The organism is Streptomyces sp. NPDC021225 (assembly GCF_044332865.1).
Classification (GTDB): Bacteria; Actinomycetota; Actinomycetes; order Streptomycetales; family Streptomycetaceae; genus Streptomyces.
The window spans coordinates 653152-674565 of sequence record NZ_JBIRPV010000006.1 but is presented as its reverse complement, the minus strand read 5'-3'; the positions used below and the strand labels follow the sequence as shown (position 1 = coordinate 674565).

The window sequence follows — 21414 nt, the reverse complement described above, 5'->3', positions numbered from 1 at the left end:
CCCTCCTCGTCGTACGTCAGCCGGTGGCGCAGGCGCTGCCGCTGAGCGTGAAGGCGGTCGGCGCGGAGTTGGTGCTGCCCCTGTTGGCGGTGAAGCCGACGGTGACCGAACCGGCGGCGGGGATGGTGGCGGTGTAGGCGGCGGGGGTGACGGTCACCGCGGCGCCGCTCTGCTGCGGCGTGCCGCCCCACATGTTGGTGATGGTCTGGCCGTTGGCGAAGGAGAATCCCAGGGTCCAGCCGTTGATGGCGGCGGAGCCGGTGTTGCGGATGGAGATCTCCCCCTGGAAGCCGCTGCCCCAGTCGCCCACGACGCGGTAGCCGACCGAGCAGGCTCCGCCGGAGCCGCCGCCCTGCTGCGTGGTCACGCCGACCGTGGCCGAGCGGGCCGAGCGGTTGCCGGCCGCGTCCCGGGCGTAGACGGCGAAGGTGTACGAGGTGTTCGCGGTCAGGCCCGTGACGGTCGCCGTGGTGCCGGTCGACGTGGCGACCCGCGTCTCGGTGCCTCCGCTGACGCGGACGACGTCGTAGGCGGTGACGCCGACGTTGTCGGTGGCGGCGGGCCAGGTGAGGGTGGCGGAGGTGGCCGTCACGGCGGAGGCGGTCGGGGTGCCGGGGGCGGTCGGGGCCTGGGTGTCGCCGCCGGAGCCGCCGCCGAAGACGGTGGCCTCACGGGAGGTCTCGGCGATGCCGTTGGGCCCGTTGAAGACGCGCTTGCCCCAGTCGGTGAGCTTGTTGGGGTCGAAGTCGGTGGTCATGTCCAGGATGGGATCGGTGTTGCCGCTCCAGGACCAGGCCAGATATCCGAGCTTCAGCTGCTGCGCGGTGGCCATCATGGTGTTCTCGTCCGGGTCGCCGTACTGGTCGGGGGGCCCGCCGAACTCGCCGATGAGGATGGGCAGACGGGCGGTGACGAAGGCGTTCAGATAGTCGGTGATCTCCTGCGCCGTGTCATAGACGCTGTACATGTGGATCGAGAAGATCAGGTTGCCGGTGGAGTCGGCGTCGTAGACGGTCCGCGCGTTGGCCCGCATGACGCCCTGCCAGTCCTGCCCCCAGTTGGGGGCGTCCACCATGATCGTGTGCTGGAACCCGGCGGCGCGCAGCTTCTTGACCGCGTCGACCGTGGGATCGGTCCAGCCGGCGGGGTTGGTGTTGCCCCAGGGCTCGTTGCCGATGTTGATGATGACGTAGTTCTCTTCGCCGGCGAGCACGCTCTTGAGGCCGATCCAGTAGTCGGCCGCCTGGTCGAGCGAAGCGGCCGCGGACTCCTCGCCGTAGCCGGTGGTGTCGTGCACCTCCAGCACGCAGATGAGCCGGTTGGCCTTGCACTGAGCCACGATGGCGGCCACGTCCTCGGCGCTGTTCTTGGTCCAGCGGTGGCCGTTGGAGAGGACGACGCGGACGGTGTTGGCGCCCAGGGCCTTGATGTCGGCCAGCGACTGCGTCTCGCCCGGGTACCAGGTGTGGGCGTGGTTGACGCCGCGCATGACGAAATCGTTGCCGTTGCCCTCCAGCAGACGGCCGTCGCTGATGTGGAGGCCGGTGGCCAGCCGGGCGCGCGACTCGGCGTGGGCGGTCTGGCCGAGGCCCACGATCCCGAGGAGACCGGCCAATACGGCCAGCAGGACAGCCAGGTTTCTCTTTCGTCTCATTGCGACTCCAAGGAGTGAGTGCCTGGTGCCTTATGCGATCGAATAGTTGGGAGCGCTCCCATCAATGCATCACCCCCGAGACACGTCAAGGTGTCCGGCACCGGCCCGCCCTGTCCGCGGCGGCGTCCCCGGGCCCGTACCGGGCGGGTTCACACACCGCGCCTTGTTAGATGCACTTAAGGGTTTGTGGGGGCTTTTTTCATTACCCGTCACATACAGTCCCGCTTTATTGTTTACTTGGATTCAATAACCGGTCTGCGCCGTCTGACCCGCGTGCGGACGACCGGTCGCGGACGTGCCCGCTGTTGGGTACAGGCACACCGGGGGGACAACCGGATATGACCACGCCCATCGTCACCGCCATCGCGGTCTACGAAGCCGGCAAGAAGGCGTACCAGGCCTACCAGACCATCTGCGATTTCGTCAGCCTCGGCAGGGAGGACCCCACTCCCGAACAGGAGATCCTGGCCAAGCTGGAGGTGCTGCACCAGGACTTCGTCTCCCTCCAGGGGCGGTTCGACGAGCTGCTCGAAGCCGTCAAGCAGGCGGTCAGGGTCGAGCAGCAGGCCTATGTCCTCAATCTCCAGCGCGACTTGGACGGCCTGCGCGGGAAGGCCCGCACCGCCATGGACGAGCTCAACAGCTGGGTCGCCGACGGGCGCCGGGACCCCCTGCTGCGGGCCAACGCGGACAACAACTCCCGGCTGGCGGCGAACACGCTGCTGGAGGGCGACTCCTTCTTCTACCGGCCGGACGCCAACTCGCCCGAGAGCGTCTTCGACCACCGACTGGCATACGTCGCGTATGTCTATGTGCTGACGGTCCGGTTCGGCGTGATCGCCGGGCTCAACCCGCAGTACCGCGAGGACAGGCTGGCCCGCGAGGAGCTGACGCGACACGCGGCACGGCTCGACTGGGTGTTCCAACACGCCGACCAGGCCATCGAACCGGTGGTCGACGGCCGTGTGGACCCCGGCAGCTACTACGTGTCCTACAGGGGCGTGGACCACATCACCGACTACGACTCGGGTACCGCCAGGACCGCGTGGCTCCCGGGAGGGCAGGCCGAGTTCGAAAACGTGGTGGCCCGATACACCGACCAGGTCCGCGCGGAGCTGCGGGTCCAGACCGGTCTGGCCAACCTCATGGGCTTCCACGACACCGTGGCCTACTGGGCCAAGGACCCGCATGTGCCCGGATGGTCCCCCTGGGCCCCGGTAGGGGTGCCGGACACCATGGCGTCCGTGGGCGCCGCGTCGGACCGGCCGGGGCGCACCGTGCTGGTGTGGCGGGATCCGCAGAAGGCACAGCTGCGCACGACGTCCTACGACTCCACCGCGACCGCACCGGCCTGGAAGCCGTCGGTGGCCATCAGCGCGGAGAAGTCGGTGCTGGACGCACCTCCGGTTCTCGCCCTGTCATCCGGGCCGGGCCTGATCACGGTTCTGTTCCGCGGTGCGGACGGCGGCGTCTACGCCACGCGCACCGACGCCACCCAGCCGAGCGGGTGGCTGGCGGCTCCGGTCAAGGTGAGCGGTGACACCGACTACATGCTGTACTTCAAGGCCGCCGCGACATCGGGTTCGACCGTCGTGATCTGGCTGAACAATCAAACCGGCGCGCTGATGGCGGTGTTCCAGGACGCCAAGGGCGCGTGGGGCGCGCCACAGGAAGCGGCCCCGGCCGGCACCGCGTCGCTGAGCTCGGACCTCACGGTGGCCTGTCCTTCGCCCGGGGTGGTGATGGCCTTCTGGACCAGAGACGACCGCACGGTGCACAGCGTCACCTACGACTCCCACGCACCCGCCCCCGCCTGGAGCGCGCCCGCGCAGATCGCCGAGTTCCCCGGGGGCGACTTTCCGTCGAGCATCCAGGCCGCGGGCAGCGGGGACGGGAAGGCAGATGTGTTCTGGCAGGGCGGGTTCGGGTCCATGTGGTTCATCCACTACGACGGTGGCTGGAGCGCGCCGGCCGAGGCCACCCCACGGCACCTGACCAACTGGGGCCAGCCCTTCACCACCGTCCCGGCGGTGACCGCGGGGCGGCGGCTCAATGCGTTCTGGCTGGGCCGGGACTACCGTGTCCAGACCGCCTACCGGGATCCGCAGCAGCCCACGTGGTCGGCGCCCCTGCGGCTCGGGCAGACGTGGTGGTCGTACGCCGAGCTCACCGCGGCGACGACACCGGCCGGGAGTGTACAGCTGTACCGGGTCGGCGAGAAGCTCTTGACCTGCTTCTACGACACGGCCACGCCGAGCGCGGCGGCCCGCATCGCGGATGCGCAGGCCCTGATGACGAGGGCGCAGACCCTGTGGAACCTCCCTGGCCCGCTGCGCGACGAGGCCATCGCCCGGGCGTTCGACGGGATCGCGGTCGCCCGCGAGGTCGTGGCCCAGGACCCCGGCTACCGTGCGAGGCTCGCCGGCTGGCTGGTGTCCCCCCTGGGCATTCATCTGTTGGCCGCCGGTCGCCATGACGAGGCCGTCGCCGCCATGCAGGAGGCGCTGGGGCTGTACGAGCAGCTGATCCGCGAGCAGCCCGACTCCGACGAGCTCGCCTATCGGAAGGCCACGACTCTGGTCAATCTGGCACAGGCCCTGTGGGCGAACTCCGACCAGATCCAGGGCGCGCAGCGGGCCGTCGAAGCGACGGACCTGCTCCGCCGGCTCACCGCGAAGAATCCCGGCTACCGAGCCGGGCTCGCGTCATGGCTGGTGTTCCCGGCGGGGACCTATCTGAAGGGCATCCGCCGTTACGACGAGGCCCTCGCCCGGGAGCAGGAGGCACTGAGCCTGTACGAGCAGCTGATCCGGGAGCAGCCCGACTCCGACGAGCACGTGTACCGGAAGGCCTGGACGCTGGTCAATCTGGCGCAGATCCTGTGGGACGAGTCCGAGCGTGCCCAGGGCGCGCAGCGTGCCGTCGAGGCCACGGATGTGCTGCGCGGGCTCGCCACCAAGGACCCCGCCAGGTATCGCCCGGCGCTGGGCGACTGGCTGATGTGGCCGACGATTCCGTATCTGCGCTATTCCGGGCAGCGGGACCAGGCTCTGGTGCGGGCGCGGGAGGCCGTGGACATCTTCACAGCGCTCAACGCCACGGATCCCGCGAAATACGGGCCGAAGCTGGAGGCGGCGAAGAAGCTTCTCGCCGACCTCCAGCCCTGAACGCGTGTGCGATGATGGCGGGCAGAGCCCCACCAGCTCCTGGACGAGATGCGCCGTACCCAGTCATGACAAGACGACGCGAGGAGTCGTCCGTCATGGCATGGATCGTTCTGGTGGTGTCCGGAGTACTCGAGGCCGTGTGGGCCACGGCGCTGGGCAAGTCCGAGGGGTTCAGCCGCCCCCTGCCGACCGTGGTCTTCGGCACCGGCCTGGTACTGAGCATGGCGGGCCTGGCCTACGCGCTGCGGACGGTGCCGGTGGGCACTGGATACGCGGTCTGGGTGGGCATCGGCGCGGTGCTCACCGCGGGGTACGCCATCGCCTTCGGCGGTGAGTCCGCCACCCCGCTGAGGCTGCTGTTGCTGGCGGGCATCGTCGGCTGCGTGGCCGGTCTGAAGCTGGCACACTGAGCGCGCTCGACGCCCGGATCGGAGAGAACCGGGGGACGGCGTGGCACCACTCCCCGGGCTCTCGCAGGAGACCAGGGGAAGGTGACGTTGTAGATGCCCGCGAGGGCGAGGCCCGAGAGATGACGAAGGGCACGACCGCCCCGCGCCTGACGCGCCGGTCGTGCGTTTAGACCGGGTTCAGACCCGTGTGCCACCCTGCCTGCGCCGGTCATTCACACCTGCGACCGGGCAAGTGACCGAGCCCAGGGGGGACACGGCGTTGGAGTTATCACGCAGAACACTCATCCAGCGGAGCGGCCAGGCTGCGGTCGGGGCCGGCGGTCTGTGGCTGGGCGGCCCCCTGGCCGGGATCGAGACCGAGGCGGCCGCGGCGTCCACCGCGCGGGGCACGGCGGAGGCGAAGGGCGACACCCGGCGGATCAGCGTCAGCCAGGCCACCAACGCCTCCGCCGCGCTCTCCCCCGATGGCCGGACCGTCGTACTGGACCTGCTCAACCTGCTCTGGACGGTCCCGGCCGACGGCGGTGAGGCCGGCCGGCTCACCGGCATCGACCACGAGGCGACCGAGCCCGACTTCTCGCCCGACGGCCGCCATCTGGTCTACCAGTCGTACGCCGACGGCAACTTCCATCTCTGGCTCGCCCGCGCCGACGGCACCGGGGCCCGGCAGCTGACCAAGGGCGCCTCCGACCACCGCGAGCCGCGGTTCTCCCCGGACGGCAAGCGGATCGCCTACGCGGGCGAGACGGACGGGCGCTACGCCATCCACGTCCTCGACCTCGACACCGGCGAGAGCGGGCTGTGGGCCACCGGGGCGGACGCCACCGCGCAGGAGGCACAGCCCTACTGGCGTCCCGACGGGCAGGCCATCGTCTTCACCAGCGGCAAGGGCGACGCCCCGCAGGCCGTCGTCCAGGTCGACGCCGACGGCGAGCGCACCGAGCTCGTCGCCGTCGCCAAGGGGCGGGTGGCGGGGCCGTCCCTGTCCCCCGACGGGACCAAGCTGGCGTATGTCCACCTCACCCCGTCGGCCGCCACCCTCGTCGTGGACGGGAAGGCCGTCTCCGACGACGGCGAGGAGGTGTTCCCGTTCGCCGCGCGCTGGATCTCCGGCGACGAGGTGTTCTACACGGCCGACGGAAAGATCCGCCGCAGGTCGCTCACCGGCGACTCGGTCAAGGACATCCCCTTCACCGCCCACCTCACCGTGCCGCGCGTCCCGGAGCGGCCCGCCCCGCGGGACTTCGACTCCACCGCGCCGCGCGAGGTCAAGGGCATCGTCAGCCCGTGCCTGTCGCCCGACGGCAACCGGTACGCCTTCGCCGCGCTCGGCGACATCTGGGTCGGCCGCATCGGTTCCACGCCCAAGGCCGTGATCTCCGACGGGAACATCAACAGCGGCCTCGCCTGGCACCCCGACGGGTCCACCCTGGTGTATGTCAGCGACCGGGGTGGCGGCGCCACGACCAACCTGTGGCTCCACGACCTCGACAGCGGCGAGGACCGGCAGCTGACCGACCTTCAGGGCCAGCTCACCTGGCCCGTCTTCAGCCCCGACGGCAAGACCGTCGCGTTCTCCTTCTGGTCCAGCATCATGCAGACCGTCGATGTCGCCTCCGGCGCCGTACGCACCGTGGCCTGGGGCGGCAGGCCCGCCTTCTCCGCCGACGGCACCAAGCTGTCGTGCGCCGCGCTGGTGCCCGCCACACCCCGCTACCGCGAGGGCGCCAACCGCATCCTGACCGTCGACCTCGCCAGTGGCGAGACCCGCTACGACGAGCCGGTGCCGGGGAAGTCCCTCGCGAACACCATGGACGCCGGGCCCGTCTACTCACCCGACGGTCAGTACACCGCGTACATCGTCGGCGGCACCGTGCACCTCAGTGCCCTCGACCCGGCCGGCCGGCCGACCGGCCCCGCCCGCGAGTTGAACGGCGAGACCGCCGACTGCCCCAGTTGGAGCGCCGACTCGCGCTCCCTGCTCTATCTCTCCGACGGCCGGCTGCGCCTCGCCGACGCCCGCACGGGCCGCGCGACCACGGTCCCCACCAAGCTGACCTGGCGCCAGGCCAGGCAGTCCGGGCGCACCGTCGTGCAGGTGGGGGCGGTCTGGGACGGCACGGCCGAGACATTGCGGCACGACGTGGACATCGTCATCAAGGACAACCGCGTCGAGCGGGTCGTGGAGCGCGGTTCCGTCAGCGGGGACCGCACCGTCGACGCCCGCGAGCTGACCGCGCTGCCCGGTCTGATCGCCCTCCACGAGCACGCGCCCTGGCTGATGGCCGAGACCACGAAACTGTGGCTGTCGTTCGGCGTCACCACGCTGCGCTCCCCGGGCGGTCCGCACTATGAATCGGTCGAGGTCAAGGAGGCCATCGACGCCGGACGCCGCATCGGGCCACGCCTCTTCGCGGCCGGTAACGCGCTCGAGGGCTCCCGTTCCTACTATGCCGTCGGCCGCCCCATCTCGAGCGAGGAGGAGCTGGCGCGCGAGGTGGCCAAGGCCGAGGCGCTCGGCCACGACCTGCTCAAGGCCTATGTGCGGCTGCCGTACGCGCTACAGCGCGCCGCCGTGCGGGCGGTGCACCGCCTCGGCCTGCCCGCCACCTCCCACTACCTGTTCGGTCCGCTCGGCTTCGGCGCCGACGGCGTCGAACACATCGGCGGCACCAGCCGCTACGGCCGCCGCCAGAAGGAGACCCACCTCGGCCACACCCACCAGGACGTGACCGAGCCGCTCATCGCCTCCGGCATGGTCTTCACCCCGACGCTGGGGCTGTCCGGCGCTGGCCTGTCCGCCACCCGCGCCGCGCTGTACCGGTACGCCGGGTGGGCGGTCGGCGACCGGCGGCTGACGTCGCTGATGATGCAGGCGGAGTACGACCAGTTCCGTACGGGAGTGGCCGACGCGCAGCAGAACGAGCCGGCCGACGAGCTGGCGTTCACCGCCCGGCACGGGGCGACGCTGCACCGGCTGCTGGAGGGCGGGGCGCGGGTCGGGGTCGGCACCGACAGCCCGCTGGTGCCCCCCGCCGTCTACTACCACCTGAACCTTCAGACTATGGTGCGCTACGGCGCCAGCCCGTACCAGGCGCTGCGCTCCGCCACCGTGACGGGCGCGCGGGCGCTGGGCATGAGCGCCCATCTGGGCACGATCGAGCCGGGGAAACTCGCCGATCTGGTGCTGGTGGAAGGCAACCCGCTGAGCGACATCCAGGCGGCCGCGGCGGTGCGGCAGGTGGTGCTCGGCGGCGTGGTGCACACGGTGGACAACCTGGTGGCGTCGGGGTCGAAGACGGGGCGCGCCGCCTCCGCGCGGAGCGGTGAATCCGCGGCGACGGCCGCCCGGACGGCCCAGAGCCTGCCGCCGGACCTGGCCCTGGTTCGCCCCGCCTGCTGCTGAGCCACCCCGGACGAGCACGCCCGAGCGCGCCCCGGGCGTGCTCGCCGGCTCCGGCCGGACCGCGAGCCGCGGGGCCGGCGGGCCGGGTGGTGCGAGAGGTATTGACGCCGTCGGCGCTTCGCCTCTCATCCTTGACGTCCGAAGGCCCGGCCATGATTCGACATATCGAACGGACCGGGTCGGGGACAGAGTCTGTGCCGCCGCCCCGCGCCGGGACAGGCCGAGCACGACAGCGCCCGCGTCATCCGTTCCGGCAAGGCCCTCCCCACGCGCCACCGTTCCGGACCCGCAAGGGAGCACCTGGCCGCGGCGGGCCGGGACACCCAGGCGGCCCCGAAGGCCGCCGCCGCGCTGCCGAGCAGCTTCCAGTGGTCCTCCACCGGCCCGCTGCTCGCCCCCAAGCCCGACGCCGCCCACCCCGTCGTCTCCGTCAAGGACGCGACGGTGATCCAGGCGAACGGCAAGTGGCACGTCTTCATGACGACCGCGAACACCTCGGGCGCCTGGAGCATGGCGTACACCAGCTTCACCGACTGGTCGCAGGCGGGCTCGGCCCCGCTGACCTATCTGGACACCAACCCCAACATCGGCACCCGCTACGCCGCCGCTCCCCAGGTGTTCTACTTCGCGCCCAAGGGGCTGTGGTACCTCGTGTACCAGACCGGCCCGCCGTCGTACTCCACCAGCACCGACCCCGGTAACCCCAACAACTTCCGCAACAGCCAACTCGTCCTTCAGGACTCCAAGTTCGCCCTGTTCGAGGGCGACGCCGTCTACCGCGTCCAGGGCACCAACACCTACCTGCTGATGATGGAGGCCATCGGCAGCAACGGCAGGCGCTACTACCGCTCCTTCACCGCCCAGGGACTCACCGGCCAGTGGCAGCCGCTGGCCGCCACCGAGGCCAATCCGTTCGCCCGCAGCAACAACGTGTCCTTCCCGTCCGGCGCCTGGACCCAGGACATCAGCCACGGCGAACTCATCCGGACCGGAAACGACCAGACCATGACCATCAACTCCTGCCGGCTGCACTTCCTCTACCAGGGCATGAACCCCTCGGCCGACGGTGACTACTCCCAGTTCCCCTGGCGTCTGGGGCTGCTCACCCAGACGAACAACACCTGCTGAACGAGGCCATGCCCCGGGCCCGCGCCCACGCGACCGCCGTACGCCACCGGGCGGTCCGCGGGGCGCGAGGTCCGCGGACCGTGCCGGTACGGGCCCGGCGCCGCCGGCGCGTCAGCCTTCGGGGTGCCGCTGGAGCATGGCGAGGGTCAGGACGTCGCCGCCGATCCCCCAGCCGCCGTCCGCGACCTCCTCGACCAGAACCATGGTGTTGGCGCGGGCGCGTTCCCCGTAGATCTCGACGTACAGCTCGGTGGTGCGGGTGACGATCCGCTCCTTCTGCTTCTCGTCGAGGCTTCCGGCCGGGACCTTGAAGTTCGCGAACGGCATGGTGACTCTCTCTTCCGGTGTGTGGGACGGGTGTGCGGGGTGAACGGAACGGGTGCGCCGTGGCGGTCAGACGATGCCGCCGTTGGCGCGGATGACCTGGCCGTTGACCCAGTGGCCGGCCGGCGAGGCGAGAAAGGCCACGACCTCCGCGATGTCGGCGGGGGTGCCGAGCCGCTCCAGTGGCGGCATGGCGGCCATCCGGGCGACGGTCTCCTCGTCCTTGCCCTCGAGGAACAGATCGGTGGCGGTGGGTCCGGGGGCGACGGTGTTGACGGTGATGTCCCGGCCGCGCAGCTCGCGCGCGAGGATCATGGTGAGTGCCTCGGCGGCGCCCTTGCTCGCGCTGTACGCCCCGTAGCCGGGCAGGGCCAGGGCCACCACGGACGTGGAGAACGTGATCAGCGCCCCGCCACGGCGGATCCTGCGGGCCGACTGCTGGGCGACGACGAAGGTTCCGCGGATGTTGGTGCGGTGCAGCGCGTCCAGCTTCGCCAGGTCGAGGTCGGCGACGGGGGCCAGATACATGCGGCCGGCCGCGTGGACGACGACATCGACACCGCCGCCGCCGTACTCGGCTTCCGCGGCGTCGAAGAGCGCCGCCACCTGATCTTCCTCGGCGACATCGGCCTGGACGGCGATCGCCCTGCCGCCGACGGCGGCGATCTCCTTGACGGCGGCCTCGGCCAGCTCGCGGTTGCCCGCGTATCCGACCACGACGGAGTATCCGTCGGCGCCCAGCCTGGTCACGGCTTCGCGGCCGATTCCACGGGAACCGCCGGTGACGATGGCGACACGGGTCGGCGCGTTTTCCTCGGGGGGCATGGGGACTCCTGGGAGACGTTCGGTCGTGGAGCGGGGCCACGGCGCCGGGCGCCGTGACTTCCCCGCTTGTGTCTCCAGCGTGCGCCGGTGCTCCCGGGCCGGCCAGGGCTGACCCCACCCTGGGGTTGCCGTCCCCTGGATCGGCGCGCCGGGGCGCGGGACGATGGGGCCTGTGAACCATGCCGAACTCGCAGCGTTCCTGAAGTCCCGGCGCGACCGGATCCGCCCGTCCGACGTCGGACTGCCCAGCGGGCCCCGGCGCCGGGTACCGGGGCTGCGGCGCGAGGAGGTCGCCCAGCTGGCCGGGCTGTCCGCGGACTACTACACCGAGCTGGAGCGCGGGCGGGGCGCCCAGCCCTCGGCGCAGGTGCTGGCCGCGCTCGCCCGGGCGCTGCGGCTGAACGGTGACGAACGGGACCACCTGTTCCACCTGACGGACCGGCCGGCCCCGCCCGCGACACACGGCCCGAGCGCGCATGTCCAGCCCGGCCTGCTCGGCCTGCTGGACCGGCTCACCACCACCCCCGCCCAGGTCATCACCGATCTGCACGAAACCCTGGTGCAGAACCCCCTGGCCGCCGCGCTGCTCGGCCGGCCCCCGGCGGTGCGCGGCCGCGCGGCGAGCTTCGTGCACCGCTGGTTCACCGACCCGGACGCGCGCACGGTCTACCCGCCCGAGGACCACCCCCATCACTCCCGGGTGTTCGTCGCCGACCTGCGGGCGGTCGCGGCCCGGCGCGCCGGTGACGCCGAGGTGGCCCGGATGGTGGCCGCGCTGCGCCGGCACAGCCAGGAGTTCGCCACCCTCTGGGACACCCACGACGTCGCCCTCCGGCGGGTCGACCGCAAACGCATCGTCCACCCCGCGCTGGGCGTCATCGAGCTGGACTGCCACAGTCTGTTCAGCGAGGACGGACGCCAACGCCTGCTGTGGTTCAGCGCCCCGCCCGGCACCGAGGGCGCCGCCCGGCTTGAGCTGCTCTCCGTCATCGGCACCCAGGACATGACGGCCGACGCGGCCGGACGCGAGCGGCCGAAGTCCTGACCGCCCCGGCCCCTGCCCAGCCCTGCCCGCGTGCGGTCAGGACCCCGCGGGATAGGCTGCGCTCTCGCGGGCCCGCGCCCGGTGGCAAGGGCGCGGCGGACTGGGTGGTTTGAGAAGGCTGTGGCGCGATGCGACTGATCCGATGCCGTGTGGCGCCGGGCGCCGCCCGGCCGCTGATCGGCGCGCCCCTGCTCGCCGCCCTGACCGTGCTGCTCCCGCTGCTCGGCAGGTGCGTCCGCGCGGGGACCTTTCCGGCGGCCGCCGTGGGCTGCGGCGCCTCGGTCACCTTGCTCGGCTTCCTGCTGACCGCCCGGCGCTCGCCCGCCCCCGAGCGGGCGCTGGCCGCGCTCGGCGGTGCCCAGGCGGCCTTCCACCTCGGCTATACGCTGCCCGCCGCGTACGGCGCCGGGGCCGGCCATCCGTCCTGGGAGGTGACGGCCGGTCACGCGGTGACCGTCGTGCTCGCCGCCCGGTTGCTCGGGGTCGCTGAGGTGACGCTGCGGCCGCTCCGTACGTTGGCCGCCGCCGCGCGCCAGCGGCTCGCGCTGCGTCTGCCGGGCCCGGTGCGGGCCTTGGGGCGGCTGCCGCTGGTGCCCGTCGGCGATCCCGGCCGTACCGCCGTCGCGTTCCGGGCCCCGCCGCGCCGCGGTGAGCGCGCCCCGCCGCACCGCCGCGTGATCCCGCGTGTCCCGCTTTCGCTCCGGCCGGTGCCGGGCGGCGGTGCCTGCCCGGTCTGAACCGGAGTGGCGGCCGCCGCGTGCCCGGCCGCCGACCCCGGCCGTGTTCGCGGCCGGAGACCAAGGCACTTCATGTCCATCGCACGCATCAGGCGAGCAGCCGCCGTGTCCGGGCTGCTGATCTGCGCCGCGCCCGTCGCGGTCGCCACCGCGCCGCCCGCCGCCGCGCACACCGGGCTGACCGGCAGCGCCCCGAACGACGGCGCCACCGTCGCCGCCTCCCCCGCCCGGGTTTCGCTGTCCTTCAACGACCCCATGGACGCCCGCTACAGCCGCGTCGCGGTCACCGGCGCCTCCGGCCGTTCCGTCACCACGGGGGCGCCGAAGGTCGACGGCCGCACCGTGTCCCAGGCGTTGACGGCCGAGCTGCCGGCGGGCCGGTACACCGTCGGCTACCGGGTGGTGTCCGCCGACGGCCACCCGGTGTCGGGCAGCTACACCTTCACCGTGGCCGCCGCCCGGACGACGGCTCCGGTCCCCCGGCCCTCGCCGTCCCGCCCCGCTTCAGCCGCCCCGTCCGCCTCAACCGCTTCGTCCGCCTCGGCCGAGGCGGATGAAGCGGAGCAGTCCTCCGGCCCCGGGGCGCTCCCGGTGGCCGCCGGGGCGGCAGCGGTGCTCGCGGGCGCGGGCGGCATCACGTACGCGGTGCGCAAGAGGGGGTTCCGCCATGGCGGTTGAGCCCCTCGTGCGCAAGGTCCTCCTCCGTCCTCCGCTGCTGGCCATGGCCGCGCTGCTGGCCGCGACGGGCGCGCTGCTGGCGGCCGTACGGTTCGGCGGCGCCGTTCCCGAGGCCGTCCCCGGGCTGCCGGACGCGGGGCCGGTCACGGCCTGGGGGCTGCCGCTGGCGCGCACCGCCGCGGACCTCGCCGCGGTGTGCACCGTCGGCGCGCTGCTGCTGGTCGCCGTGGTGGCGCCCGGAAGCGGGCGGCGGCTGGGCGCCCGGCGGATGCGGGTGCTCGCCCTCGCGGCGGTGTCCGCGGGCGGGTGGCTGCTGGCGACCCTGGCGGGGCTGGTGTTCACCGCCTCCGATCTGCTGGCCCAGCCGCCCGCCGACGTCCTCGACCCGACCGTGCTCGCCGATGTCGCGGTCAACACCCCGCAGGGGACCGCCCTCGCGCTGACGGCGGTGGTCACGCTGGTGCTCGCCACCGCGCTGCCCGGGGTCACCACGTGCGGCGCGGCGCGGTGGGGACTGTGCGTGGCGCTGGCCGGGCTGGTGCCACCGGCGTTCGCCGGCCACTCGGCCGCCGCCGACAACCACGACGCCGCCGTCATCGCGCTCGCGGCGCATGTGCTCGCGGCCACGGTGTGGACCGGCGGGCTGGCGGCCGTCACCGCCATCGCCCTGCGGGCCCCGTCCCACACGGCGGCGGCCGTGCGGCGGTTCAGCCCGCTGGCCGCCTGGTGTCTGGGCACCGTGGCCGCCACCGGCGCGGTGAACGGGCTCATCCGCCTGGAAGCCCCGGGGCAGTTGTTCACCACCCGCTACGGGCTGCTGCTCCTCGCCAAGACCGCCGCGCTCATCGCCCTCGCGGTCTGCGGTGCCCGGCATCGCAGGCGTACCCTCCCCGCGCTGGAGGCGGGGCGGCGGGCGGCGTTCGCCCGGCTCGCCGCGGCCGAACTGCTGCTGCTTGCGGCCACCGTCGGCCTCGCGGCCGGGCTCTCGCGCACCCCGGCCCCGGCGCGGGCGCCGGAGTCGTACGACCCGGTCCGGGAGCTGCTCGGCTTCCCGATGCCCGCCCCGCTCGGCGGCTTCCCCTGGACACCGCTGTTCACCGAGTGGCGGTTCGACGGGGTGTTCGGCTTCGCCACCGCCGCCCTGGCCCTCGCCTATCTGGCCGGGGTGCGCAGGCTGCGGGCGCGTGGCGACACGTGGCCGGTGGGCCGTACGGTCTCGTGGCTGGCGGGTCTGGCGGTCGTCGTGGTCGCGACCATGAGCGGCCTGGGCAGCTACGGCAAGGTGCTGTTCAGCGTCCACATGGGCCAGCACATGACGCTGGCGATGACGGCGCCGATCCTGCTGGTGCTGGGCGCCCCGGTGACCCTCGCGCTGCGCGCCCTGCCCGCCGCCCCCAAGGGCGGCCGGCGCGGGCCGCGCGAGCTGCTGACGGCGGTGCTGGGCAGCCGCTACGTCAAGGTGATCTCACATCCGGTGGTGGCCGGGGTGCTGTTCATCGGCAGCGCCTTCGCGGTCTACTACACCCCGCTGTTCGCGTTCCTGATGCGCAGCCACTACGGCCATCTGGCGATGCTGGTGCACTTCCTGGCCGTCGGGCTGCTGTTCTTCTGGGTGATCATCGGCGTCGATCCCGGTCCGCACCGCATCCCGTATCTCGCCAAGCTGTTCGTGATGATCCTCACGATGCCGTTCCACTCCTGGTTCAGCATCTCGCTGATGAGCTCCACCGACCTCATCGGCGCGGGCTGGTGGACGGCGCTCGACCGCCCCTGGGGCGCCTCGCTCGCCGACGACCAGTACAACGCGGGCGCCATCGCCTGGGCGACCGGCGACATCCCCGTGCTGATCACCACGATCATCCTCGCCGTCCAATGGGTACGCTCTGATGCCCGCGAGGCTCGCCGCGTCGACCGCCGGATCGACCGCGGCGACGCGGGCGACCCGCTGGCCGCCTACAACGCCTACCTGGCGAGCCTCCATGCCCGCGATGAAAGGATCCGGATGGCGCGGGCCGGGCGAGGCGACGCGCGGAAGCCGGGAGCGCGGGCCGCAACGCCCGCTCCACCGGTTGACGGTGAAGCACACTCGATGGAGGACAGACCATGACCCGCTTGACGACGGCGCTGAGCCGCGCCGACCTCATACGCCTTCGGACGCGGTGGCGCGACCCGGCGGCGGCCGTCGCGGGCGGCCTGCTCCTCGGCAGCGCCTTCCCGCCGATCGGGCTGTGGCCGACCGCCGCGGTCGGCCCGGCCCTGCTGCTCGCCGTGTTGCGGCACCGCCGGCCACGCGCCGCCTTCCGGCTCGGCACGCTCTTCGGGCTGGCGTTCTTCACCCCGCTGCTGTGGTGGCTGAGCAACCTCGGCGTGCTGCCCTGGCTGGCACTGAGCATCGCCCAGGCGCTGCTGCTCGGCCTGCTCAGCTGCGCCGTCCCGGCCTTCGGCCGGCTGCCGGGCTGGCCGCTGTGGGCCGCCTGCTGGTGGGTGACCGCCGAGGCGGTGCGCTCCCGGGTGCCGCTCGGCGGCTTCCCGTGGGGGCGGCTGGCGTTCAGCCAGGCCGATTCCCCGGCGCTGGGGTGGGCGTCGGTCGGCGGCGCGCCCGCCGTCAGCGCGGTGGTCGCCCTGGTGGCGGGAAGCCTCGCCGCGCTGGTGACCACCCGTCCCGGCCCGCGTCGCCTGGCGGCCGCGGGACTTGTGGCGGCCGTGGGCGCCTGCGCCGGCGGGGCCCTGCTGATCCCCGCCCCGCCCTCGGCGGATCAGGGGCCACGGGCGCGGGTGGCCGTGGTGCAGGGCAATGTGCCCCGCGCCCGGAACATGGAGGAGCAGGCCCGCCTGGAGCAGGTCGCCGAGAACCACATCGCCGCCACCCGGCAACTCGCCCGCGACATACGGGCCGGGCGCACACCGCGGCCCGACCTCGTGCTGTGGCCGGAGAACGCGAGCGACACCGACCCGCGCACCGACCCCTCGCTGCACGACCGGATCTCCGACCTCGTGGCCGACCTCGGCGCCCCGCTCGTGGTCGGAGCGATCCTCGACGCGCCCGGCGACCGGATCCGCAACACCGGGCTGCTGTGGCTGCCCGACAGCGGCCCCGGGCGCTACTACACCAAGCAGCACCTGGTGCCGTTCGGCGAGTACATCCCGCTGCGCGATGTCATCGGCGGCCTGGGCAAACTCCAGCTCATCCCGCGCGACTTCATCGCCGGCGACCACCCGGTGCGGCTGGACGCCGGGCGCGTACGGCTGGCGGAGTCGATCTGCTACGAGGTGGCGTACGACAGCCAGGTCCGCGGCGCCGTCCGCACCGGAGCCAACCTCCTGGCGGTCCCGACGAACAACGCCACCTATATGCGCGACGGCAACATCGCCGAGCCGGAGCAGCAGCTCGCCATGTCCCGGCTGCGGGCCGTCGAGCACGACCGCGCGGTGCTGGTCGCCTCCACCACCGGCATCAGCGCGATCATCGCCCCGGACGGCAAGGTCACCCAGTCCACCGGACCGTGGACCCGTGCGGTGCTGACCGGCACCGTCCCGCTGCGCACGACCACCACGCTCGCCACCCGCCTGGGCCCCGCCCCGGAGGCGGCCTTCGCGGTGGCCGCCTGCGCGGCCGTGGCCGTCGGCCTCCGCCGCCGCCGCGGCACCCCGTCCCGGCCGGCCGGATCGCCTGAACAGCCGGCCGAGGACGTACGTATCCAGACGGTGTGATGCACACACCGGCAGCCGCGCCGCCACGGACGGCGTGACATGGCGAGGACCACGGGCGCCAGGCCCGCCACGGGCCTTGATGTCCACGCGCGCGTGGTCCGCTCCGGCGTGTTCTCGGTCACCGGTGTCGCGCTGGCCGCCGTCGCGCACCACGTCGCGTCGCGGCAGCCGGTGTCCTGGGCCGCCCTGCTCCCGGCGCTCGCCGTGGTCTTCCTCGCCTCGCAGCCGTGGGCGGGGCGGCCCCGTTCGCTGCCCGGCGTCGTCGCGGCCACGCTCGCGGTCCAGGTGGCGGCGCATGAGTGGCTGACCTTCACCGGTCCCGCCGGTGGCCTCGCCGCCGGGCATCACGGCATGGAGCCGCGGAGCGCCACCGGCCATGGCCCCGTCGTGGACTCCGGGGTGATGCTCGCCGCGCACGCGGTGGCGGCCCTGGCCGTCGCCGTGCTGCTGTACGTCGCGGACGACCGGCTGGCGGCGCTGCCCTCGGCGCTCGGCCGGTTCGCCGAGTCCGTACGCGCGGCGGTGGCGCGGTGGGTACGCCGCTGGTGGGGCGCTCCGGCGCGGCGGCGTGGCGGGGTTCCCCGGCGACCGAGCGCCGACGAGGCGCCCGCGACCGTGGCCCTCGATGTGCTCGACCACGTTCTCGTCCGCAGGGGGCCGCCGTGGCCACGGGTGCGCTTCGCCCCGTGAACCACGCGACGGACGCCTCGCACGACCCGGCGTCCACCCCTTTGACGAGGAGAGACCACGTGTACGCACACCACCCGTCGGCCCGCCCGTGGCGGACCGCCGCCCTCGCCGTCGCCGCCTCGGCGATCGTCCTCGCCACGGCCTCGCCCGCCCTGGCCCACGCCGAGGTGAGCGCCTCCGACTCGCGCGCCCTGGCGAAGAACGTCACGCTGACGTTCGAGTCCGAGGCGGAGTCCGAATCGGCGGGCTTCACCGAGATCCGCACCGTGCTGCCCGAGAGCATGGACGGCGCCGGCGCCGGCATACGGCTGAAGGATGCGCCGAAAGGCTGGAAGCTGAAGCCCACCAGCGACGGCTACAGCGTCGCCGGACCCGCGCTCGAACCCGGCGAGAACGCCGAACACAGCGTCGTCGTCGAGCAGCTGCCGGACGCGAAGTCCCTGGCGTTCAAGACCGTGGAGACCTATGAGGACGGCGAGGTGTCCCGGTGGATCGAGCTGCCCCGTGACGGGGAGCCGGAACCGGAGAACCCGGCCCCGGTCCTGAAGCTCAAGCCCGCGGCCCCCGGCGCCGCCGAGGCCGCGGCATCGGCGTCCGCCTCGGCCTCGCCCTCCGCCTCCTCGGCCTCCTCGACGCCGGAGGGCGGGGCACCGAGTCCGGACGACTCGGCGCCGTCCGAGGCGGCGACGTCGGACGACGGGTCCCCGTGGCCCACCGTGGCCGTTGTCGCCGGCCTCTGCCTGGTCGCCCTGGTTGGAGGTGTCCTGGTGGTCAAGCGGCGCGGCAGGGCTGGGACCGAGTAGCGCGAGAGGCGGGGCGCCGGCCCGGCGCCCCGCCTCGGCAAAGCCCTGGCAGGAGGATCAGCTCCCGATGAGGTCTGCGGCCTTCTCCGCGGCCATGATGACCGGCGCGTTGGTGTTTCCCCTCGGCACGCTCGGGAACACCGAGGCGTCGACGACCCGTAGCCCCGCCACGTCCAGCACCCGCAGCTCGTGGTCGACCACCGAGCCGATGGCGCAGGTGGACGTCGGGTGGTACAGCGTCATCCCGACCCGCTGCGCGAAGGCGAGGAGATCCGCGTCGGAGTCCGTGTCCGGCACCTCGAACGGCCCGGTGACGACCTCGGCCAGGGCGTCCTGCGCCGCGATCTCCAGGGCCATCCGGAGGCCGCCGACGATGCATGCGCGGTCCTCGGCCGTCGTCAGGTAGTTGTGCACGATCCGGGGCGCGGCGTCCGGGAGGGGCGAGCGCAGCGTCACCTGGCCGCGGCTGGTCGGGGCGACCACAGAGGGGCCGAGAGCAAGGCCATGCTCGGTGACGGGGCCGAGCCCTTCCTGGTGGAACAGCACGGGAGCCATGTGCAACTGCACATCGGGGGCGTCCAGTCCGCCCCGGCTGTGGAGGAAGCCGCCCGCCTCGCCGATGTTGGAGGTCAGCGGGCCCCGCCCCGCATCGCGCAGCAGCGCGACATTCTCCGGGCTCTGCGCGCTCATCAGGGACTCGACGCCGGTACGGAAGTTCAGCACCGTCATGTAGTGGTCCTGAAGGCCCTGGCCCACCGGCAGATCGCGCACCACCTCGATGCCGAAGGCCGAGAGCGCGGCGGCGGGCCCGATCCCGGAGAGCATCAGCAGTTTCGGGGACTCGTAGGCGCCCGCGGACAGGATCACCTCCCGGTCGGCGCGGATCACTTCGACCGCGCCGCCCCGCTCCACCTCCACCCCCGTCGCCCGGCCGCCCTCGATCACCACGCGGTGGGCCCGGGCCGAGGGGAACACGGTGAGGTTCGGCCGTTCCAGGGCGGGGTGCAGATAGGCGACGGCGGCGCTACAGCGCATGCCGCCGCGCTGGGTCAGCTGATACCGCCCGACGCCCGCTTGTGTTTTGCCGTTGAAGTCCTCGTTCCGCCGGTGTCCGGCCTGCTCGGCGGCGCGGACGAACGCCGTGACGAGCGGGTGGTTCGACCTGCTGTCGCTGACCGTCAGCGGCCCGCCCGCCGAGTGGAACTCGTCCTCGCCGCGTTCGTTGTCCTCCGAACGCCGGAAGTAGGGCAGCACATCGGCGTACGACCAGCCCTCGGCCCCGGCGGCGGCCCAGCCGTCGTAGTCGGCACGGTTGCCGCGTATATAGATCATCGCGTTGATCGAGCTGCTGCCGCCGAACACCTTGCCCCGGGGCAGATAGGTCCGCCGGCCACCCGCCCCCGGCTCCGGTTCGGAGTCGAGGTCCCAGTCGAGCTCGCTCTTGAAGAGCTGGGGGAAGGCGGCCGGAACGTGTATCTCCTGCGCGGTGTCGGGGCCACCCGCCTCGATCAGCGCCACCCGGACATCGGGGTCCTCCGACAGCCGCGCCGCCAGCACACAGCCCGCGGATCCGGCACCGACGACGACGTAGTCATATGTGGTCACTCGATCTCCTTGACCGAAGAATACGCAGACTGTGCAAACGCTAACATTCGCGATCCGCGCCCAACTCATCGGTAGGAAGGAGATTCTGGCTCGCCTGATGGCGGGTTCAGTGGTTGTGCGGGACGCTGCGGTGGGTCCGGCCGTGCAGTTCGGCGCAGTGCGGCGTCGAACTCACGGTGTGCAGCGCTCCCCCGGCGGACACGGCGAGGCCGTCCTCGGCATGGTGGTCGACCTGCAAGGTGGTGTGGGTGATGCCGTACTCCTCGGCCAGGACTCGTTCGAGGTCGTCCCGGACGATGTGGCAGTCCCCGTCCGCTTCGACCAGAACGTGCGCGGAGAGGGCCGTCTGACCGGAGGTGATGGTCCAGATGTGAAGGTCGTGGACCTCCGTCACCTGAGGGGCCTCGGCAAGGCGCCGCCCGATGGCGTCGGGGTCCAGCCCGGCCGGGGCCCCTTCGAGCAGGATGTGGCCCGACTCGCGCAGCAGGTCCACACCGGCCTTGATCATGAGCGCCACGACCAGCAGTGTCGCGATGGCGTCCGCGCGGGCGAAGCCGGTGAGCAGGACGATGGCGCCGGCGATCGCGGTGCCGATGAAGGCGAAGAGGTCGTTGAGGATGTGCTGGTAGGCGCCTTCGATGTTCAGCGAGGAGCGGTTGGCCTTGGACATGCACCAGGTGGCGACCAGGTTGACGGCGACCCCGACGAGCGCGGTGACCAGCACCATCCAGCCGCTGACCTCGGGCGGATCGAAGAGCCGCTGGATGGCCTCGTAGCCGAGCCACACCGCGGCGAGCAGCAGGGTGAGTCCGTTGGCCTGCGCGGAGAGGATCTCCACGCGCTTCAGCCCGAATGTGTAGCGACCGCGCGCCGGCCGGGCCGACAGCCGCATCGCGACCAGGGCCAGCACAATGGAGAGCGCGTCGGTGAGCATATGGATGGCGTCCGACAGCAGCGCCAGTGAACCCGCAACGAAAGCGATAATGCTTTCCACTGCAATAAAGCCGACGATGAGCAACAGCGCGGCCGTCAGCCAACGTCGGTCGGCATCGGCGGATACCCCGTGGCTGTGCCCCGAATGGCCGCCGTGCCCGTCATGGCCCCCGGGATCCCCGTGCCCTTCCGGGCCGTGGCGGTGCGTGTGAGCGGAAGTCACTGTGCTGCCCCCTATCGGCATGTCCTTCGACTGACCGAAGTGAACCGCACGCAACGGGGGTATGGCAAAGGCTGC

16 protein-coding genes and 1 riboswitch are annotated in these 21414 nt (G+C 72.6%); of the genes, 11 read left to right on the top strand and 5 right to left on the bottom strand.

Features of this window, described 5'->3' with window-relative positions; genetic code table 11:
• Window positions 1-16: 16 nt before the first annotated feature.
• Window positions 17-1654 carry a cellulase family glycosylhydrolase gene (locus ACH4S9_RS28710; RefSeq protein ID WP_398374416.1) on the bottom strand — a complete coding sequence of 546 codons (1638 nt, stop codon included), beginning with the start codon at window positions 1652-1654 and terminating at the stop codon, window positions 17-19.
• A gap of 338 nt (window positions 1655-1992) precedes the next feature.
• On the opposite strand from ACH4S9_RS28710, the gene ACH4S9_RS28705 reads away from it, so the two are divergent.
• From ACH4S9_RS28705 to ACH4S9_RS28690, 4 genes are all read left to right on the top strand, one after another.
• Entirely contained in the window at window positions 1993-4821 is a 2829-nt protein-coding gene (locus tag ACH4S9_RS28705; protein ID WP_398374415.1) for a tetratricopeptide repeat protein, read from the top strand.
• A gap of 21 nt (window positions 4822-4842) precedes the next feature.
• A riboswitch (guanidine-III (ykkC-III) riboswitch) is annotated at window positions 4843-4904 on the top strand.
• A gap of 12 nt (window positions 4905-4916) precedes the next feature.
• Window positions 4917-5231, top strand: coding sequence for an SMR family transporter (locus ACH4S9_RS28700; RefSeq protein ID WP_311723283.1), 315 nt, complete (start codon window positions 4917-4919; stop codon window positions 5229-5231).
• Between the two features lie 232 nt (window positions 5232-5463).
• Window positions 5464-8637, top strand: a complete 3174-nt coding sequence (locus ACH4S9_RS28695) for an amidohydrolase family protein (protein WP_398374414.1) — start codon at window positions 5464-5466, stop codon at window positions 8635-8637.
• A gap of 162 nt (window positions 8638-8799) precedes the next feature.
• Window positions 8800-9765 (top strand): non-reducing end alpha-L-arabinofuranosidase family hydrolase, encoded by a 966-nt coding sequence (locus tag ACH4S9_RS28690; RefSeq protein WP_398374448.1) that lies wholly within the window; start codon window positions 8800-8802, stop codon window positions 9763-9765.
• Window positions 9766-9876: 111 nt separating this feature from the next.
• On the opposite strand, the gene ACH4S9_RS28685 is transcribed toward ACH4S9_RS28690, so the two are convergent.
• On the bottom strand, window positions 9877-10092 hold the full coding sequence (locus ACH4S9_RS28685) for a tautomerase family protein (protein WP_385337397.1): 216 nt from the start codon (window positions 10090-10092) through the stop codon (window positions 9877-9879).
• Window positions 10093-10158: 66 nt separating this feature from the next.
• Complete coding sequence (locus tag ACH4S9_RS28680; protein ID WP_398374413.1) at window positions 10159-10914, bottom strand: SDR family oxidoreductase; 756 nt, start codon at window positions 10912-10914, stop codon at window positions 10159-10161.
• A 172-nt stretch (window positions 10915-11086) separates the two neighbouring features.
• Here ACH4S9_RS28680 and ACH4S9_RS28675 point away from each other — a divergent pair, with 172 nt between their 5' ends.
• The 7 genes from ACH4S9_RS28675 to ACH4S9_RS28645 all read left to right on the top strand — a co-directional run bounded on the left by ACH4S9_RS28675 (window position 11087) and on the right by ACH4S9_RS28645 (window position 18578).
• Window positions 11087-11959, top strand: a complete 873-nt coding sequence (locus tag ACH4S9_RS28675) for a helix-turn-helix domain-containing protein (protein ID WP_398374411.1) — start codon at window positions 11087-11089, stop codon at window positions 11957-11959.
• A gap of 128 nt (window positions 11960-12087) precedes the next feature.
• Window positions 12088-12696 (top strand): hypothetical protein, encoded by a 609-nt coding sequence (locus tag ACH4S9_RS28670; protein ID WP_385337403.1) that lies wholly within the window; start codon window positions 12088-12090, stop codon window positions 12694-12696.
• Between the two features lie 72 nt (window positions 12697-12768).
• Window positions 12769-13374, top strand: coding sequence for a copper resistance protein CopC (locus ACH4S9_RS28665; RefSeq protein WP_398374410.1), 606 nt, complete (start codon window positions 12769-12771; stop codon window positions 13372-13374).
• On the top strand, window positions 13364-15481 hold the full coding sequence (locus ACH4S9_RS28660) for a cytochrome c oxidase assembly protein (protein WP_398374409.1): 2118 nt from the start codon (window positions 13364-13366) through the stop codon (window positions 15479-15481). Before ACH4S9_RS28665 ends, ACH4S9_RS28660 begins: the two co-directional genes overlap by 11 nt.
• Window positions 15478-17085: an apolipoprotein N-acyltransferase gene (lnt, locus tag ACH4S9_RS28655; protein WP_398374408.1), complete on the top strand. Its 1608-nt coding sequence runs from the start codon at window positions 15478-15480 to the stop codon at window positions 17083-17085. The genes ACH4S9_RS28660 and lnt overlap by 4 nt, the downstream gene beginning before the upstream one ends.
• Before the next feature lie 39 nt (window positions 17086-17124).
• Window positions 17125-17775: a hypothetical protein gene (locus ACH4S9_RS28650; protein ID WP_398374407.1), complete on the top strand. Its 651-nt coding sequence runs from the start codon at window positions 17125-17127 to the stop codon at window positions 17773-17775.
• A 59-nt stretch (window positions 17776-17834) separates the two neighbouring features.
• The gene (locus ACH4S9_RS28645; RefSeq protein WP_398374406.1) at window positions 17835-18578 is read left to right on the top strand and encodes a DUF1775 domain-containing protein; all 744 of its coding nucleotides are present in this window, start codon (window positions 17835-17837) and stop codon (window positions 18576-18578) included.
• A 57-nt stretch (window positions 18579-18635) separates the two neighbouring features.
• Here ACH4S9_RS28645 and ACH4S9_RS28640 read toward each other — a convergent pair whose 3' ends face one another.
• Both ACH4S9_RS28640 and ACH4S9_RS28635 read right to left on the bottom strand, forming a co-directional pair.
• Window positions 18636-20183, bottom strand: a complete 1548-nt coding sequence (locus tag ACH4S9_RS28640; RefSeq protein WP_311723295.1) for an FAD-dependent oxidoreductase — start codon at window positions 20181-20183, stop codon at window positions 18636-18638.
• A gap of 106 nt (window positions 20184-20289) precedes the next feature.
• Entirely contained in the window at window positions 20290-21360 is a 1071-nt protein-coding gene (locus tag ACH4S9_RS28635) for a cation diffusion facilitator family transporter (RefSeq protein ID WP_385337891.1), read from the bottom strand.
• Window positions 21361-21414: the final 54 nt, after the last annotated feature.